The organism is Streptomyces sp. NPDC053427, from assembly GCF_044544985.1.
GTDB lineage: Bacteria > Actinomycetota > Actinomycetes > Streptomycetales > Streptomycetaceae > Streptomyces.
Window position 1 is genome coordinate 61069 of record NZ_JBITYA010000005.1, and the last position, 17621, is coordinate 78689.

Annotated in this window: 14 protein-coding genes and 2 pseudogenes; 10 read left to right on the plus strand and 6 right to left on the minus strand. The window is 69.4% G+C overall.

The window, feature by feature from the left end; all coding sequences use genetic code 11:
- Positions 1–98: 98 nt before the first annotated feature.
- On the minus strand, positions 99–674 hold the full coding sequence (locus ACIGWZ_RS15180; RefSeq protein ID WP_400064563.1) for a TIGR03086 family metal-binding protein: 576 nt from the start codon (positions 672–674) through the stop codon (positions 99–101).
- Positions 675–1217: 543 nt separating this feature from the next.
- On the opposite strand from ACIGWZ_RS15180, the gene ACIGWZ_RS15185 reads away from it, so the two are divergent.
- Positions 1218–1631, plus strand: a complete 414-nt coding sequence (locus ACIGWZ_RS15185; RefSeq protein WP_400064565.1) for a hypothetical protein — start codon at positions 1218–1220, stop codon at positions 1629–1631.
- 135 nt (positions 1632–1766) lie between these two features.
- On the opposite strand, the pseudogene ACIGWZ_RS15190 reads toward ACIGWZ_RS15185, so the two are convergent.
- Positions 1767–1979: pseudogene (locus tag ACIGWZ_RS15190) on the minus strand (aspartate 1-decarboxylase); the annotation flags it as partial.
- Positions 1980–2388: 409 nt separating this feature from the next.
- Between ACIGWZ_RS15190 and ACIGWZ_RS15195 the strand changes: the two are divergent.
- From ACIGWZ_RS15195 to ACIGWZ_RS15205, 3 genes are all read left to right on the plus strand, one after another.
- The gene (locus ACIGWZ_RS15195) at positions 2389–4416 is read left to right on the plus strand and encodes an ATP-binding cassette domain-containing protein (protein ID WP_400064567.1); all 2028 of its coding nucleotides are present in this window, start codon (positions 2389–2391) and stop codon (positions 4414–4416) included.
- 289 nt (positions 4417–4705) lie between these two features.
- Positions 4706–5773, plus strand: a complete 1068-nt coding sequence (locus ACIGWZ_RS15200) for a bifunctional class I SAM-dependent methyltransferase/NUDIX hydrolase (protein ID WP_400064569.1) — start codon at positions 4706–4708, stop codon at positions 5771–5773.
- 515 nt (positions 5774–6288) lie between these two features.
- Positions 6289–7140: an LLM class flavin-dependent oxidoreductase gene (locus tag ACIGWZ_RS15205; protein ID WP_400064571.1), complete on the plus strand. Its 852-nt coding sequence runs from the start codon at positions 6289–6291 to the stop codon at positions 7138–7140.
- 174 nt (positions 7141–7314) lie between these two features.
- Here the strand turns inward: ACIGWZ_RS15205 and ACIGWZ_RS15210 are convergent, their stop codons facing one another.
- Complete coding sequence (locus tag ACIGWZ_RS15210; RefSeq protein ID WP_400064573.1) at positions 7315–7944, minus strand: TetR/AcrR family transcriptional regulator; 630 nt, start codon at positions 7942–7944, stop codon at positions 7315–7317.
- 399 nt (positions 7945–8343) lie between these two features.
- Here ACIGWZ_RS15210 and ACIGWZ_RS15215 point away from each other — a divergent pair, with 399 nt between their 5' ends.
- The gene (locus ACIGWZ_RS15215) at positions 8344–9093 is read left to right on the plus strand and encodes a dienelactone hydrolase family protein (protein WP_400064575.1); all 750 of its coding nucleotides are present in this window, start codon (positions 8344–8346) and stop codon (positions 9091–9093) included.
- A 404-nt stretch (positions 9094–9497) separates the two neighbouring features.
- On the opposite strand, the gene ACIGWZ_RS15220 is transcribed toward ACIGWZ_RS15215, so the two are convergent.
- The 3 genes and pseudogenes from ACIGWZ_RS15220 to ACIGWZ_RS15230 all read right to left on the minus strand — a co-directional run bounded on the left by ACIGWZ_RS15220 (position 9498) and on the right by ACIGWZ_RS15230 (position 11035).
- Positions 9498–9620, minus strand: a complete 123-nt coding sequence (locus ACIGWZ_RS15220; RefSeq protein ID WP_400064577.1) for a hypothetical protein — start codon at positions 9618–9620, stop codon at positions 9498–9500.
- Between the two features lie 20 nt (positions 9621–9640).
- A pseudogene (locus tag ACIGWZ_RS15225) lies at positions 9641–9745 on the minus strand (LysR family transcriptional regulator); the annotation flags it as partial.
- A gap of 126 nt (positions 9746–9871) precedes the next feature.
- Positions 9872–11035: a LacI family DNA-binding transcriptional regulator gene (locus ACIGWZ_RS15230; RefSeq protein ID WP_400064579.1), complete on the minus strand. Its 1164-nt coding sequence runs from the start codon at positions 11033–11035 to the stop codon at positions 9872–9874.
- A 463-nt stretch (positions 11036–11498) separates the two neighbouring features.
- On the opposite strand from ACIGWZ_RS15230, the gene ACIGWZ_RS15235 reads away from it, so the two are divergent.
- The 5 genes from ACIGWZ_RS15235 (at position 11499) to ACIGWZ_RS15255 (ending at position 17593) form a co-directional block, all read left to right on the plus strand.
- On the plus strand, positions 11499–12599 hold the full coding sequence (locus ACIGWZ_RS15235; RefSeq protein WP_400064581.1) for an ABC transporter ATP-binding protein: 1101 nt from the start codon (positions 11499–11501) through the stop codon (positions 12597–12599).
- A 40-nt stretch (positions 12600–12639) separates the two neighbouring features.
- Entirely contained in the window at positions 12640–13953 is a 1314-nt protein-coding gene (locus tag ACIGWZ_RS15240) for an ABC transporter substrate-binding protein (RefSeq protein WP_400064583.1), read from the plus strand.
- A 10-nt stretch (positions 13954–13963) separates the two neighbouring features.
- Complete coding sequence (locus ACIGWZ_RS15245; RefSeq protein WP_400064585.1) at positions 13964–15049, plus strand: carbohydrate ABC transporter permease; 1086 nt, start codon at positions 13964–13966, stop codon at positions 15047–15049.
- On the plus strand, positions 15046–15879 hold the full coding sequence (locus tag ACIGWZ_RS15250; RefSeq protein WP_400064587.1) for a carbohydrate ABC transporter permease: 834 nt from the start codon (positions 15046–15048) through the stop codon (positions 15877–15879). Before ACIGWZ_RS15245 ends, ACIGWZ_RS15250 begins: the two co-directional genes overlap by 4 nt.
- Before the next feature lie 73 nt (positions 15880–15952).
- A complete protein-coding gene (locus ACIGWZ_RS15255; RefSeq protein WP_400064589.1) occupies positions 15953–17593 on the plus strand; it encodes an alpha-amylase family glycosyl hydrolase in 1641 nt (546 codons plus the stop codon).
- Positions 17594–17621: the final 28 nt, after the last annotated feature.

A 17621-nucleotide genomic window follows, 5' to 3' on the forward strand; every position in this document is an offset into this window, starting at 1 on the left:
CCCGTGGCGGCCTCGGCCCGACCGGCGGACGCCCCCGCCCCGGGGGAACTGGTGTCGGTCGTCGCGCTCTCGCCTCGTTCGCCGGCTACCCGGGAGGGTCAGACGGCGCGGCCGAGCCAGCCGGCCAGGCGAAGGTAGATGTCGGCGTCGTCCGGGACGGGGCGGACCGCGGCGAAGGGAATCCGGCCGCCGCGCGGCTCGGCCGGCAGGACCTTCTGGGCGATGGTGAAGGCCATATGGGCCAATTCCTCGTCCAGCTCCGCCTCCGGGGCGATCACCTGGGCGATGTCCCAGGTGTGGGTGACGGACTCCATCACATAGCCGCCGAGGGCGATCCGGCCCGCACACACACCCCACGGAACCTCGAACTCCCGGTCGAGCTTGTCGTCGTCCGCCCAGGCCGCGGCCGCGCGGACGCGGGCCCGACCGAGCGCGCCGGCCCAGTCGGTGTCGGCGATCACACCGGCCGCCGCGGGGACATCCATGCCGCGGCCGCCCTCGCCGATGTAGGCGACCCGGTGGACCGCGCCGACGACGTGGCTCAGCAGTCCCCGCAGGTCGTACGCGTCACAGGGGGTCGAACGGCCGAGAAGGGCGGGGTCGAGGTCGCTCAGCAGGTTCTCCAACTGATCCAAAGCCTTGAGGAACTGGGGGCGGGGGTCGAACGCGTTCATGGTGCACCTCTCGTACGGGCCCGGACGGTGTGCGGGCCGAGGGGACTACTCTGCCGGGTGATACCTGTCATCTACCGTCAAGTTTTGGACCGCGCTGCAAGAGACCGACGGGCTGCTGCCCACCCTGATGCTGCCGCAGGTCCGCGGTGGCCATCCTGCGACGGAACTCGCCGCCCAGCTGGAGGTGTCGGCGTTGGGGACCACCCCGACTGGTACCGCGCGTTGGCCAACCGGTCGCCCATCACACTTGTTGACGCACTGTCATATCCGTCGCATCCGTCACGCCCCTGGACGGCGGCCCGGAGCGGCGCGTTCAAACGACTACAGGACACCACCCGGGCGCCCACCACGCGCCGCCATGCCCCATAATCGCCGGGCCGCCCCGACGACCAGGAGCAGAAACGCGTGAAGGTAGAAGTACCGGTCCCCTTGACCAAGTGCGCCTTTGACGATCCCGCAACCCGGCATGCGTTTGAGCGGGCTCGCCGGGGTGCTCTCATCAGTCTCCTGGTCAGGGTCGGTGTGTGGCTGGCTCTCCTTGTCGTGGCGAAGGTGGTCGACACCGACTCGCAGCTCATGGAAGGAACCGCCGCGTTCCTGTTCGTGCCCACTGCCTTCTTGCTGGTCGGTCCGGCAAAGGCGCTGCGGTGGATGGTTCTCGTCCAGGGTGTTCTGAAGTCCTTCCCGTGGCAGTGGTGTGCCGTGGTCCGCAGGCAGGACGCGAAGGTCGGTGCGGGAATCGGCGTACAGCTCGGACTCGGTGACAGCGGCAACGGCAACGGCAACGGCGAACCGGACTGGACGCCGGTGATGGCCGCCCGTACGTGGCGTCGGCGCAAGTCCTGGTCGCACGAGCTGGAGAACGGCGCTTGGTTCGCGGGCGACCCGGACCAGGGTGGCGTCATCGCTCACCCTGGTGGACATGGCCCGATGACCCTGCAACGCCAAGGCGACTGACACTTCGTCAGACACCCCCCGCCGGCCTCGCAACGGCCTGGACACCGCCCCGCCGGGCCACGCCGCACTCGGCCGCCCCGGGCCCGGGCCCAGGCCCGGGAATCGGCCTCAGGACCTGGGCCCGGCCGCAGGACCTCAGACCGCCGCGACCCTCGGGCTGCATGAGGTATCACTGCCGGGCACCGGTGCGGAGGCGTCGGCGCCCAGCGCGACGATCCAGTTGTCGGCGTCGACATGCACGACCTTGGGGCGCAGCGTACGGGCCTCCGCGTCGTCCACCTGGGCACAGCTGATCAGGATGACAACATCCGGGCAGCTTTCCCCAGGTTCTTTGAGGACTGCCGCTGACCGAATGCCGTAGCTCAACCGTCAGGGCTTATTCCGGCGGCGCGGAGCATGCCGCCCCAAGGGCGGTCCGCCGCAATTCCCCGAAAGAGTGACGCGCGATGTTCGAGTTCCCCCGGAAGCCCACGGGTCAACTGCCACACGCCCACCACCCAGAACTGGAACATACATCCACGATCTGCCCCCGATACGCCCGTTACGGGGTGCGATCCGGACCGTTCTTAGAGCACCTGTACTTATCGCCCGTCCATGGAGGAGCCGTGAATCCCGCAGCCGTGCCTGCGAAAGGTCCCGCCGTCTTCGAACATCGACCATCGGCCCCGTGCCTGCCCGAGCGCGCCTCGGGGCGCGTGGTTGACGCCGTCGTGCGTGGCGCTCGGCGTTCGTCACGACCGGATACGGGGTGGGGGGCATGAGCGACACCGGCGAGCCGACGCCCTCCTCCGGTCCGCGGAGGAAGGTGCCCACGCCCCGCGGTGAGGTGCTGGCCCTGCCGCCGGCGGCGGTGCCGGCCGGCCCGGTGAGCGACGACATCACCGACGGGTTCAAGGAGGCGTCCTGGGCGCTCTACGACGGTGCCGCGGCGAAGGCGACGGTTGGACAGATCCTCGCTCGACTTCCCCGCATCGTGCGCCAGATCGGCCAGTTGGCATGGCAGGCCGACCGCCCGGCGACCGTGGCCGTAGTGGTGCTCCAGCTGGTGTCCGCGGCGATGTCGGCCTTCGGCCTGGCAGCGTCCGTGGCCGTACTCCACCAGCTGTTCGCTCAGGGTCCGACCGCGGACAAGGTCCGTTCCGCCGTCCCGCAGATCCTGCTCGTGGTGGCCTTCCTCTCCGCCCGGGCCCTGCTCGAAGCCGGGGTCTCCGTCGCGCAGGCCCGCGTGACGCCGAAGATCCGCACCGCGCTGGAGAGCGACTTCCTCCGGCTGACCGCACACGTCCGCCTCGAGGTGGTCGACGACTCCGACTGGCACGACGACGCCTACCGTGCCAATGACCGCGGCCTGTTCTACGCGCGCCAGATCGTCGGCCAGGTCGTCTCCCTGGCCTCCGCCTTCCTGGGGCTGATCGGCACAGCCGGCGTCCTGACCGTCCTGCACCCCCTCCTGCTCCCTCTGCTCCCGCTGTCCGTCCTGCCCGTGGGCGCCGCAGCGGTGCGCACCGCCCGGGCGCGCTTCCACAGTTTCCGGCGGTGGAATGCCCTGCAGCGCCGGGTGCGGGTCTTTTCCTGGCTGCTGCTGGACCGTGACTCGGCCGCCGAGCTGCGCGCAGACACCGCCCAAAGCGCCCTGCTCGACGAACACCATCGCCTCACGACGCGCATCGCCGAGGAGGACACCCGCCTGGGGGTGAGTGCCGCTCTGCTGACGCTGGCCGGGCGTGGCCTGGGCGGGGTCGGGGCCGGGGTCACATACGTCGCGCTGGGGGCCATGCTGATCGCCGGATGGCTGCCGCTGGCGGCCGGTGCCGGTGCCGTCATCGCCATCCAGGCCGCCCGGACCTCCCTGACCCTCTTCGTCGACGTCGCCCACCTCGTCTATGAGCAGGCGATGTGGGTGACCGACCTCCTGGCCTTCCAGGAGCGGTGCCGCACGCTCCAGCCCCGTCGCGGCAGGCAGGCCGCGCCCGGAACCGTCAAAGCGATCACGCTACGGAACGTCAGTTACACCTACCCCGGCAAAGACATCCCGGCGCTCGACGGCATCTCCATGACCTTGCGCGCCGGGGAGACGGTCGCCTTCGTCGGCCTCAACGGCTCGGGAAAGAGCACGTGTTCACGGCTGATCGCCGGTCTCTACGATCCGCAGGAGGGGGCGGTCCTGTGGGACGGGGTGGATGCCGCGGACCTGGACACCGAGTCCCTCCAGCGACGTGTGGCCACTGTGCTGCAGGACCCGGTGCACTTCCCCTTCAGCGCGCTCGCCAACCTCACGGTCTCCCGCGGCACGCTCACCGAGGCCGACCCGCAGCGAGCGCTGGACGCCGCGCGGGCCTCCGGTGCCGAGCAGGTCATCGCCGGCCTGCCGGGAACCTGGCAGGCGCTGCTGTCCAAGCGGTTCCGCGACGGCCAGGAGCTGTCGGCCGGCCAGTGGGCGAAAATCGCCGTGGCCCGCGGTCTCTACAAGGACGCGCCGGTGCTGCTGCTCGACGAACCGACCGCAAGCATGGACCCGCGCGCCGAGCACGACGTCTACCGAGCAGTGCTGCGCGGCAAACTCCGCGACGACCAGATCACCGTGCTGATCTCCCACCGTCTGGCAAGCGTCGTCGACTGCGACCGCATCTACGTCTTCGACGGCGGACGCATCATCGAATCGGGATCCCACCAAGAACTCATGGCCCTCGAAGGCGACTACGCCCAGATGTTCACCCTCCAGGCGGCCGGCTACCAGGCCGCGTCCGCGACGTCCGACTCCGCGCCCAGGACGGTGCGCCCGTGAAAGAGAAGACCTCACAGCTCGACGAGACCTGGCGCGCCCGATGTCGAGACGTGGTGGCCCTGTGCCTCGCGCCTCGCGCCCAACAGTGACGCCGGGGACCTACGTGCTCGATGTTGCGCTGATCGAACACCCGGAACAGGACGAAGCCACCCGCTACGTGCGCTACGCCAGTGAAACGTCCGCACCGTTGCACAAGTCCCTCGGACTCCCAGCGCAGCCGATCCCGCGCTGATGCGGATGGCCCGCTTCCCGACGCAGTCCCGCCGCACACATCATGAGGAGCAGCACCATGGGTTATGTCCTTCGCGAGGAATGGCACCATCACTACGCGGAAGGACGGGGCTTCCGGCCGCTCGGGACCGCCGAAAAGGACCTGCTCGCTGAGCATGCGGCCGCTGACGGCACCAGTGGACAGGCACTGGATCTGTGCTGCGGAACCGGAGAACAGGCGGCCTACCTACGCCAGTTGGGCTATCGCGTCGATTCTGTGGACTTCGCCGAGAGCGCCCTCGCACGGGCCCGGGCCGAGCACCCCGACACCGACGGTATGCGCTGGCTGTGCCTGGATATCGAGCACGACGACCTGGCCCCGCTGAGCGACGACGGCTACGACCTGATCACCCTGCGCCTGGCATATCCCTTCCTGCACGACCGCACACGCACCCTGCACGCTCTCAGCCAGCGGCTACGCCCCGATGGAGCCCTCGTGGTCACCACACCCCTGGCCGCCAACACCCCATCAGACCGGCGCGATATCGCGCTGGACGAAGACGAAATCGGCCTCCTTGCCGAAGGTTGGGAGACGGTGGACCGTTTCGACGCCGACGGCCTGGCGCTCCTTGTTCTCCGTGGCCCGGCCCACGGCTTCGGGGCAGTGGAGAAGGAGGGGAAGCCCTCAGCGCACGCGGTGGTCGGCGCATGCGTCGTGGTCACTGACCCCTCCGGCCGGGTACTGCTGGGCCGGTCCATCAGCGGCATGTGGGAGCTGCCCGGCGGACGCGTCGAGCGAGGCGAGTCCTTCCAGGCGGCTGCGGTGCGGGAGCTGACCGAGGAGACCGGGCTGCGCTGCCACGTTGACGGTGCCGCCCTGGTGGCGATCCTCCACGATGAGCGCGGCGCTCTGCGGCGCCTGTCCGCGGTGGTCCGCGCCACCGCCTGGTCCGGTGAGCCCACCGTCACCGAACCCGACCACTTCACGCGGTGGGAGTGGCACGACCTGAACGGCCTGTCCGCGCTCGGCCGGATCTTTGCACCGTCCGCCCAGGCCTTGGAAGCGGTATGGCCCGGCGTCCTGCCCGGACTGCCACCGGTGCACAGCTACCCGATCGACGGCCAACAGCTCGCCGTCCCTGGCTAGGGCGGTGCGGCTGCGGACGTGGCTCCCGCTTGGCGGGAGCAGCTTGCCGAGGGCCGAATACCTGGTGCTGCCGCTGGAGGTCACGGCTGTACCCGTGTCATCGCCCGGCAGCGCCACGGGGGATGTGCTGCACGCACGGGGCTGGACGTTCTGCTTGCCCGGGTTCTGCCGTCTGGCCCACGCCCGCCCGCGGGATACCGGTCTCGCCGCGGTCCGGCGCGGAGCGCACGCCGCCGCCACGGATGGCGGCCTGCGTACGTGAGCTGGCCGGGCCCGCTGTTTGTCCGTCAGGTCTCGACGCGCCCGTTCCGGATCGTTCCCTCCCTCGTGCAGCCTCTGAGCGGAACATATATCGACTCGGCAGGGCCACGTCCGCCGCAGTAGAGTGGCCGCACTCTACAGATCATGCTCTCTGGAAGAACGCCGCAGAATGGGGAGCGCGCTCGCACATCCTGTGCGCAGCAACGGAGGGGCGGCATTGGTTCCGCATGCCCTTCCGAAGGAGTCCCATCCCCATGAAAATCGGCCTCGGCCTTCCCATCAACGACCCTGCCCTACTGCTGACCTGGGCACAGCGCGCCGACGTCAGCCCGTTCACCACGCTCGGCCTGCTCGACCGCCTGGTCTACGACAACCCCGAGCCCCTGGTCACCCTCGCGGCCATCGCCGGAGCCACGAGCCGGATCCGTGTGCAGACCGAAGTCCTGATCGCCCCGGTCTACAACACCGCTGTGCTGGCTAAGCAGACCGCCACACTCGACCGCATTTCGGGCGGCCGCTTCACTCTGGGCATCGGCATCGGGGGGCGCGAAGACGACTGCCTCGCCGCGGGAATCGACATCCGCCGCCGCGGACGCCGGCTCGACGAGCAGATGGCACTCCTGCGCCGCACCTGGGCCGGTGAGTCATACGGTGAGGGCGTCGGGCCGATCGGTCCCACACCCGCAACCCCCGGCGGCCCCGAGGTGCTCTTCGGCGGCTTTGCCCCGGCAGCGATCGAGCGGGTGGCCCGCTGGGGTGACGGCTTCCTTGGTGCCGCCCTGCCCCCGCAGTTCATGGACCGGCTCTTCCGCGACGTCGAGCAAGCCTGGACGAAGCTCGCGCGGCCCGGCCGGCCTCGCCTCGTTGCTCAGGCCAATGCCGCCCTGGGAACCGACGCAATAGCCGCTGACGCACGGGAGAACATCCGTAGCTACTACGAATTCAGCGGACGCGCCGACCACGTCGCCGACGGGCTGCTCACCACACCGGCGCAGATTCGCAACGCCGTCAGCGCGTTTACCGACATCGGTGCCGATGAAGTAATGCTCTACTGCTGGTCCTCGGATCCCGACCAGATCGAGCGGCTCGCCGACGTGGTGTTCTGACGCCCATGCCGGGTGGCCGCAGGCCACCCGGCAACAACTGCTCAGAGCCGTCCACTGACGGAATCACCGTGCTTTCCTCGCCGAATGCGGTTTCACGCCGGATCACCCCAGGCGCCACGGCCGCCCGGAAGGGGGACCACTCCGCCCGACACGCACCCTGGACGCAAGGACGAATCAACGCGGCGCGTATCCCTGGAGAAAGGCCCGTACGCCCGACTCGATGATCGCGCTCTCCGCCTCCTCCGAGAGCGGCAACGCCCCGTGGAAGCTCCCCTCGTTGATCTCGGCCACCGTGAGCAGCAGCAAGTGGCGGGCCGCCCGCGCCGGATCGTCCGTCGCGAGCAGCCCGTCGGCGGCCAGCCGCGCGAACCGCTCGGCCACCGCGTCGGACGCCCGCTGCGGTCCGCTCTGCCGCCAGGCCGTGAGGAACTCCTCCGGGACATGGGCGCTTTCGACCCGCATCTGGCGGACGACTGCGAAATGGTCGGCGAATCGGCGCGACGAGGCGACCCAGGCCCGTACGAACTCGACGAGGTCCTGCTCCAGGTCGGCCGCGGTCACCTTGTGCAGCCGTCGGTCGATCGCGTCGAGACGCGCCTCGACGACCGACTCCGAGCCCTCGACCACCACGGCCCGGAAGAGCTGGGCCTTGCCACCGGGGAAATGGTTGTAGATCGTGCGAGTGGAGACCACGGCCTCCTTGGCTATCGCGTCGATGCTCGTGCGCGTATAGCCGTCACGCCCGAAGACCTTGCGCGCGCCCTGCAGGATGGCCGCCCGCTTCTCCGCCATGCCCTGCCTCATGAGTGACTTCCCTCTCTGCCACTGCTGCCCTGGTCAAGGTATCCGCCCGAAGAAAAAGTACAACGGACATTGCATTCACTGCCATACACGTTGTACTTTACCCTACGTGAGGAACCACGCGAACAGCGAGGTCGAGGGACCAACAGACAGCCGTCATCGCCGCGGATGATCACGATGCGGATCAACCTGGAGATCTTCTGCGGCTGTAGCCGGCGTGAAGAGGCCGTTGTTTTGGATGGAGCCACCCGGTCGGCCTCCCGATGTCGGCCGAGTTGATCGCCACCACTCCGGTTCGCGCAGATCTGCCCGGTGAGCGGGGGCCGTCGCCGGGTTGATCTCTGGTCGACCTCACAACCTGATAGAGGCTGTGCACTGGCATCAGCCCAAGAAAGGAAGAACTTGCCCACCAAGACGCTGCAGATTCCCACCCCGGACGGCCAGGCCGACGCATTCGCCGCCTTTCCCGACGGCGGCGAGCGGCACCCTGGCGTGCTGCTGTACATGGACGCCTTTGGCCTGCGGCCGGTGCTGGAGGAGATGGCCCGCGAACTGGCCGGGCACGGGTACTACGTGCTCGTCCCCAACGTCTACTACCGGCACGGCCCGGCACCGGTGATCGAACTTCCCGAGCACATCGGGGAAGAGGTCCGGACCGCGATCATCGGCCAGGTGATGCCGTTGATCCAGGCACACACCACCGAACGTGCCCTGCGCGACGCCGATGCCTACCTCAAGTTCCTCACCGCCCAGCCCGAGGTCAGCGCCGGACCGGTCGCCGCGATCGGCTACTGCATGGGTGCCCCCTTGGCGATGCGCACCGCAACGGCCCACCCCGACCAGGTGGCCGCCGTCGCCGGATTCCACCCCGGCTTCCTGGTCACCGACACGCCCGACAGCCCGCACCGCCTCGTCTCCAAGCTCACCGCTCAGGTCCACCTCGGCCTCGCCGAGGGCGACATGTCGCCCGAGGCCCTCAGCGAGCTCAACCAGGCCCTGGATGCCGCGGGTGTCGACTACACTACCGAGATCTACCCCGGCACCATCCACGGCTTCACCATGTCCGACACCGACGCCTTCAACCCCTCCGGACTGCAGCGCCACTGGGACCGTTTGCTCCCCCTCCTCCACCGCACCCTGGGCAACAGCTGAGGCTCCGGCTCGGGACATCACCTCCGAAGTTCACGGCTCCGCAGTTCCTGGCTCGCACGCCAGCCGCGAACCAGCGGGCCGGAACCCGTCCGGGTGACCAGCCGGCCGGCGATCTCGGGCAGGGAGAACTGCCAGGGTGACGTTGCCGACCTGGCTGCCCGCTGTCTCGGCGACCTGCGACGTGGGCCGGCCCTGCCAAGGGATGGAGTGCTCCGCGTACCGGTTCGCAGTGAGCAACTCGCCATACAGGGCCAGGGTTTGCACGGGGCGCATGAGGTTCGCGAGCGTGCCCGGCGGCGCATCGTCGGCCGCCGGCGGCGTGCCGCTGCGCCCCGTGCGGCGGTACAGCACTTCGCCGTGAGGTCGTCGCAGTGACCCTGGGAGACCTCGGTCGGGCTGCCGGATCAGCGGTGACCGGGGAACCGCAGGGCGTTCGCCCAGAGTCGGGTGACCGTGGAGACGACCTCCTCGAAGTCCACCGGCGTGGCTTCCGGCTCCACTTGTGCGACCTGCTCAAGCAGGGCCATCAGCTTCGCATTCCGTTTGTCCGCTGACTGAGCGGAGAAGCCGCCATGTGCAGTCTGCGCGCCGCCTGCGAGAAGTTGAGTTCCTCGGCCACGGCGACGAAGTAGCGCAGGTGCAGCATGTCCACACCGGCCGGCCTACCCACGGCAGGAGGCCCCGGCCGGACGGGGGAAACCGGCCGGGGCCTCCGGGAGGGTGCCGTTCGCCGTAGGGCGCTGTGCGGGGTGGGACGGGGCTGCCGCTGCACGGCCGTTCACTGTGCAGGTGCCCGGAGGCCGGGTGGGAAAACATCCGGCCCCGACGACCGCTCGCCCACCTCCCCTGTGGCACCCGGTTCGCGACGGCTGCTCGCGTGCCTCGCCCGGGGCAGCGGCACCTGCTCGGGTGCGGCGGATGCAGGCGCCGGTGCCGTGCTGCCGCGCGGGATCAGGCGGGTGGGGAGCACGATGTGCCGCTCCTGGTCCGCGTCCGGCTCGTTGATGAGGGCGAGGGCCAGATCGGCTGCCGCGCGCCCGATGTCCGAAGGGGACTGGGCCATCGTCGTCAGGTCCGACCACTCGGCCATCTGATGGTCGTCGAAGCCCACTACGGACATCCGCTCGGGCACGTCGATATTGCTCCGGCGCAGCGTCCACAGGACGGAGACGGCGACCTCGTCCTGTTCCGCGAAGATCGCGGTAGGCGGTTCGCGCAGGCCGAGCAACCGGCCGATCGCCTCCACCGTGCCGCGCTTGTCGCCGGCCAGGGTGTCGACCACCAGGTCGTCGTCCGGGGCGATACCCGCCTCGGTCAGCGCCTGCTGATAGCCGATCAGCCGCTCGTGGGAGCTGAAGGTGAAGCCGCTGGCGCCGATCGTCTTGACGAAGGCGATCCGGCGGTGTCCGAGGTTGAGCAGATGCCGGGTGGCGCGGTGCGCGCCGCTCACGTCGTCGACATACACGCTGGGCCGGCCTTCGGCGTGCTGGCTGATGTAGATCACCGGCATGTTGAGGTCGTCCAGACGTGCGCCCTCCTCCTCGGAGAGGTCGAAGGAGAAGACCAGCAGCGCGTCGGCGTTCCGCCGGGCCGGGAGGCGCTCGAAGAAAGTGGACCGCTCGTCCATGTCGGGGGTGACGTAGACCAACAGTTCCAGGCCGGACTCGCGCAGCACCGGGCCGAGGCTGGACAGTGCCGAGCCGATGAACCAGGAGTTCAGGGTCGGCACGAGGGCCGCGACCACGCCGGTCTTGCCGGTGACCAGGCTGGAGGCCTGGCGCGAGACCACGAAGTTCATCTCGCGGGCGGCCCGCTCGACCCGGGCGCGTACGTCGGGAGAGACGGTCGAGAGCCCGCGGAGCGTGCGGGAGACGGTGGAGGCGGAGACCCCGGCGCGTTCGGCGACGTCGGCCAGGGTCGGGTGCCGCTGAGCTGGTGGCATGACGGGACGGTAGCACCAAGCGGTCTCACCGGGAACCGTGCGAGACAGCGCTGTCACGGGCGGCGTCCGACAACGCTGTCTCCCGGTAATCCCGGGGATCCGATGCAGATAGACGCCCTAAAGGGTGCACAATGCAGGCGAAATAGCGGGAGGTTACCGGGACGTAACGCGTTGACTTCGCCTTCACCCGCTCTTAGCTTGCAAGCGTTGTTACGGAGTGATGGGCGCTACCCGCTGCGATTGCAACTCCGTGCCGCTGACATTGGGTGTACCCCCCACCAGCGGTGAGACAGCGCAGTCATCATCCGCCGCACGCGTGTTTCCCTGGGCACCGCGCGTGTCTTCCGGGCCGCCGAGCCGCGCACGGTCCCGCTCGGGCCGCACCGCGGCGCCGGACATCGGCCCCCCTTTCTCCGCTTGCACCGTCCGGCAACTCCCCTGCCGGTGAAGGGACACAGCCCCTATGACAACTGTCGCTTTCGAAAAGGTCACCCGGCGCTATCCGGGTGGCGATCGCCCCGCGGTCGACACGCTCCATCTGGACATCGCCGACGGCGAATTCCTGGTCCTGGTCGGCCCCTCGGGGTGCGGCAAGTCCACCAGCCTGCGGATGCTGGCGGGCCTGGAGGACGTGGACGACGGCGTGATCCGCATCGGCGGGCGGGATGTGACACACCTGCCGCCGAAGGACCGGGACATCGCCATGGTGTTCCAGAACTACGCCCTCTACCCACATATGAGCGTCGGCGACAACATGGGATTCGCCCTGAAGATCGCCGGCGCCGGCAAGGCCGAGGTACGCCGCCGCGTGCAGGAAGCCGCCAAGATCCTCGACCTGGAGCCGTATCTGGAGCGAAAACCCAAGGCGCTCTCCGGCGGTCAGCGCCAGCGCGTCGCCATGGGCCGCGCCATCGTCCGCGAGCCGCAGGTCTTCCTGATGGACGAGCCGCTGTCCAACCTGGACGCCAAGCTGCGCGTCCAGACCCGTACCCAGATCGCCGCGCTGCAGCGCCGGCTCGCGGTCACGACCGTCTACGTCACCCATGACCAGGTCGAGGCCATGACGATGGGCGACCGGGTCGCCGTGCTCAAGGACGGGCTGCTCCAGCAGTGCGCCGCCCCGCGCACCCTCTACGCGGAGCCGGCGAACGTGTTCGTGGCCTCCTTCATCGGCTCGCCGACGATGAACCTCCAGGAAGTACCCATCGGGGGCGGCGTCGCGCGGATCGGTGGCGCGGCCATCCCCCTGAGCCGTCGGGTCCTGGCCGCGGCCGCGGACGAGGGCAGCGACACGCTCGTGCTGGGCTTCCGGCCCGAGGCGCTGGAGCCCGTCGGCGCCGGTGAACCCGGCCTGAGCATGACCGTGACCATGGTGGAGGAACTCGGTTCCGAGGCCTACGCCTACGGCGACCTCAACGGCCACGAGGGAAGCCCGGCCGCCCTCATCGCCCGCGTCGATCCGCGCACCCCGCCCGCCAAGGGTGAGCGGGTCACCCTGCGCATCCGTCCCGGCGGGGAGTACTTCTTCTCCACCGGATCCGGCCGGCGGCTTCCCACCGAGTGATTCCCGGAGCCCCCTCCGCTCCGCACCAGCAGGAGAGACAGTGAAGAGCAGAACCAGAAGAGCAGCACAGTGCTCGGGCGCGGTGCTCGCCGGGCTCGCCGCCGTCGCCGCGTGCGGCACCTCCGGGCGCATCACGTCCGCGGGCACGGCAGGACCCACCGCCTTCGAGGGGCGTGGCCCCATCACCTATGTCGCGGGCAAGGACAGCACCGGCAGCGTCCAGATGGTGATCGACCGCTGGAACACGCTGCACCCGAAGGAGAAGGTCACCTTCGTCCAGCTGCCCACCGACCCCGACGCGCAGCGTCAGCAGATGATCCAGAATGCGCAGACGAAGTCCGATGCCTATACGGTGCTGTCGCTCGACGCCGTGTGGACCTCGGAATTCGCGGCGCACAGGTGGGTCGACCGGCTGCCTCAGGACCGGTTTCCGCTGCGGCGGATGCTGAAGCCGATCGTGGAGACCGGCAAGTACCGCGGCGGCGTGTACGCGGTCCCGGCGAGTTCGGACGGCGGCATGCTCTATTACCGGACCGATCTGCTGAAGAGGGCCGGCATCGCCGGGCCGCCGGCCACCTGGGCCGAGATGAAGGCGGACTGCGCCAAGGTGAAGAAGCTGCCGGAGGCGCGCGGCATGTCGTGCTACGCCGGGCAGTTCCAGAAGTACGAGGGGCTGACGGTCAACTTCGCCGAGGCCGTGAACTCCGCGGGCGGTGTCGTCACCGACGCGAAGGGCACGCCGCACGTGAACTCCCCTGCCGCGAAGCGGGGGTTGGACTTCCTGGTCGGCTCGCTCAAGGACGGCACGATCCCGAAGGACGCCGTCACCTACCAGGAGGAGGACGGCCGCCGGGCCTTCCAGGCCGGGAAGCTGATCTTCGAACGGCAGTGGGCCTACATGTACTCGCTGGCGGAGAAGAAGGACGGCTCCAGCAAGATCGCGGGGAAGTTCGGCGTCGCACCGCTGCCCGGCCTCAACGGGCCCGGGTCCTCCAGCCTGGGCGGCCACAACCTTGCCCTGTCGGCCTCCGCCGAGAACAAGGCCACGGCGATCGACTTCATGAACTTCTTCGCCGGCCAGAAGGTCCAGCGGCTCACGCTGTCCCATGCGCCGGCCGCGCCGACGTACGCGGACCTGTACAAGGACCCGCAGCTGGTCGAGAAATATCCGTACCTTCCCACCCTCAAGCGGTCGATCCTGCGCGCGGTGCCACGGCCCCGCGTCTTCCAGTACGGCGATGTGACCACGGCGATCCAACGGGAGTCCTACGCCGCCATGACCGGCAGCAAGAGCAGCGAACAGGCCCTGGAGGACCTCCAGAAGGCCCTCCGGCAGCAGCCGGCGGCGGAGTGAGGAGACCGTCATGATGAAGACGCACAACCCACCCGAGGCCGAAGAGGGCGGCCAGGACGACGCAGCGGGGCATGCCCCCGGCGTTCCGGGCGACGGGGCCCGCGACGGTTCGTCGACTCGGCCGCCGGTACGGCGCACAGGCCGGCGCCGACGCCCCCGGGCGACATCCGGCTCGGGACGGCTCGCGGCCCTGCTGATCTCCCCGACGCTGCTGGTGCTGGCGATCGTGGTGCTCTACCCGACGGTCGTGGCGCTCAAGGATGCGCTGTTCGGGACGCCGGGCCTCGACCCCAAGACCGGCTTCGTCCGGGAGACCGACCCCTTCGTGGGCATGGAGAACTTCACCGCGATCTTCGGGGCGGCCGGCGAACGCTTCTGGAACGCGTTCTGGAACACGACGTTCCTCACCGTCACCACGGTCACGCTGGAGACGGCGATCGGCGTGGCCATGGCGCTGATCATGCACCGCGCGTTCCAGGGCCGGGCCCTCGTACGGGCCAGCATCCTGGTGCCGTGGGCCATCCCCACTGCCGTCACCGGTCTGCTGTGGCGGTGGATCTTCAACACCGACGGCGTGGCCAATGCCCTGATCGGCCGGCAGGTGCTGTGGACGACCGAGGGGTTCCACGCCAAGGTCGCGGTCATCATCGCCGACGTGTGGAAGACGGCGCCGTTCATCGGCCTGCTCGTGCTGGCCGGCCTCCAGGTGATCTCCAAGGAGGTGTACGAGGCGGCCCGGATCGACGGCGCGGGTGCGCTGCGCCAGTTCTGGAACATCACCCTGCCGCTGGTGAAGCCCGCCCTGCTGGTCGCCGTACTCTTCCGGACACTCGACGCGCTGCGCATGTTCGACCTGCCGTACATCCTCATCGGCGCGCAGAAGACCTCGGTCGAGACGCTGTCCATGCTCGCTCAGGACCAGGCGTCGAATGTGCGGTTCGGGCCGGCCGCGGCGTATGCGCTGATCCTCTTCGTGTACGTCTTCCTCATCGCGCTGGCCTTCGTCCGGCTGCTCGGCGCCAATGTCGTCGGAGACGACCGCGCCGCCGAGCGCCGCCGGCTGCTGCCGCGCCGTCGCACGGAGGTGGCGGCATGACGCTCTCCCTGAACTGGCGCAAGTGGCTGCTGTACGCGGGGGTCGCCGGGTGCGTGGCCTACTGCCTCGCGCCGTTCTACTGGATGCTGGTGTCGAGTCTTCGGCGGACGTCCGACATCTTCGAGAACTCGCCGTTCCCCACCCATATCTCCTTCGAGAACTACCTCGCGGTCCTCGATCCGTCCCAGGGGTTCAGCCGGGCGCTGTTCAACAGCGTCGTCGTGGCCGGCATCACCACCGCCGTGGCGCTGGTTCTGGCCACCTTCACCGCCTATGCGATGGCGCGGCTGGAGTTCCGGCTCAAGCGGCTGGTGCTCACCCTGATCATCGCCACCTCGATGTTTCCCGTGGTGTCGATCGTGGTGCCGCTGCTGAAGATGTTCGTCGGCTTCGGCTGGATCAACACCTACCAGGCGATGATCGTGCCGAGCATGTCCTTCACGCTGCCGCTGGCGGTCTGGAACCTCACCGCGTTCTTCCGGCAGATGCCGGACGAACTGGAGCAGGCCGCGATGATCGACGGCTGCACCCGCGGCCAGGCGTTCCGCAAGATCATCATCCCGCTCGCCGCGCCGGGCATGTTCACCACGGCGATCATCACGTTCATCACCGCCTGGAACGAGTTCCTGATCGCCCTGACGATGACGAACAAGCCGGAGATCCAGACCGCGCCGGTGGCGATCTCCAAGTTCTCCGGCGCCTCGCAGTTCGAGACGCCCTTCGGCAGTCAGATGGCGGCGGGCGTTCTCGTCACCATCCCGCTCGTGATCGTCGTGCTGCTCTTCCAGCGCCGGATCGTCGCCGGACTCACCGCGGGCGCGGCCAAGTAGCGCCACAACCACCCCACTCGGCGTACCCGTGCATCCCTTGCCCCTTCATCACGCTCCGAGGAGTACTCAGCTCATGTCCAGCACCGCCCCGTGGTGGCGCAGCGCCGTCATCTACCAGGTCTACATCCGCAGCTTCGCCGACGGGAACGGCGACGGAATCGGTGACATCGCCGGCATCCACTCCCGCCTGCCGTACCTGAAGTCGCTCGGTATCGACGCCATTTGGATCAACCCCTGGTACAAGTCGCCGATGGCCGACCACGGTTACGACGTGGCGGACTTCCGTGCGATCGACCCGCGGTTCGGCACGATGGCCGAGGCCGAGGCGCTCATCGAGGAAGCGCATCGGCACGGCATCCGCGTCATCCCCGACATCGTGCCCAACCACGTCTCCGACCAGCACGCGTGGTTCCGGGCCGCGCTGGCCGCCGGGCCGGGCAGCGCGGAGCGGGAGCGTTTCGTCTTCCGGCCCGGCCGGGGTCCGGACGGCGCTGAGCCGCCGAACGACTGGATGTCCTGCTTCGGCGGTCCGGCCTGGACCCGGCTGCCCGACGGACAGTGGTACCTGCATCTCTTCGCGCCCGAGCAGCCGGACCTCAACTGGGAACACCCGGACGTACGGGCGGAGTTCGAGGACATCCTGCGGTTCTGGTTCAGCCGCGGCGTGGACGGTTTCCGGATCGATGTGGCGCACGGCCTGGTCAAGCACCCCGAGCTGCCCGACCTGCCGCCGCGCAGGGATCCGGACGCCCCCGCTCCCGCGGAGCGGGTGCCGCACCCGCACTGGGACCGCGACGAGGTGCACGAGATCTACCGTGCCTGGCGCCGGGTCGCCGACGAGTTCCCCGGCGACCGTTCGTTCGTCGCCGAGGCCTGGGCGGACAGCCCCGCGCGGCTGGCCAACTACGTCCGGCAGGACCGGCTGCACACCGCGTTCAACTTCGACTTCCTGATGGCCAGTTGGGACGCCCGGCAGCTGCGCGAGGTGATCGACGGCTCGCTCACCACGCTCGGCTCGGTCGGCGCGCCGGCCACCTGGGTGCTCTCCAATCACGACGTCACCCGCCACCCGAGCCGTTTCGGCCGCAAGGTGGTCAAGAAGTGGGTGGCCAACGAGACCTACCGCCCCGAAGGCCCGCTGGACTTCGAACTCGGCACCCGACGGGCCCGCGCGGCCGCCCTGCTGATGCTCTCCCTCCCCGGCGGCGCCTACGTCTACCAGGGCGAGGAGCTGGGGCTGCCGGAGGTCGAGGACCTGCCCGACGAGGTGTTGCAGGACCCCTGCTGGGAGCGCTCGGGCCACGCCGACCGCGGCCGTGACGGCTGCCGGGTGCCCCTCCCGTGGTCCGGGCAGGAGGCGCCGTTCGGCTTCAGTCCCGAGGGGGCGACCGGCGAGCCCTGGCTGCCGCAGCCGGCACTGTGGAAGGACCACAGCGTCGAGGCGCAGACCGGCGACGCCACCTCCATGCTGGAGCTCTACCGCCGGGCGCTGCACCTGCGCCGCGGTCTGCCCGCCCTCGGTGAGGGCGACATGACCTGGCTGGACGCGCCGGCCGGCGTGCTGGCGTTCACCCGCGAGCCGGGTTTCGTCTGCGTCGTCAACCTCTCGGCCGAGCCGTACCAACTGCCGGAGCACACGTCGCTGCTGCTGGCCAGCGGACCGGTCGAGGACGGCCTGCTGCCCCAGGACCACGCGGTGTGGCTCTCGCGCTAGCGCACCGCGGTCGGGGCCCGGATGTCTC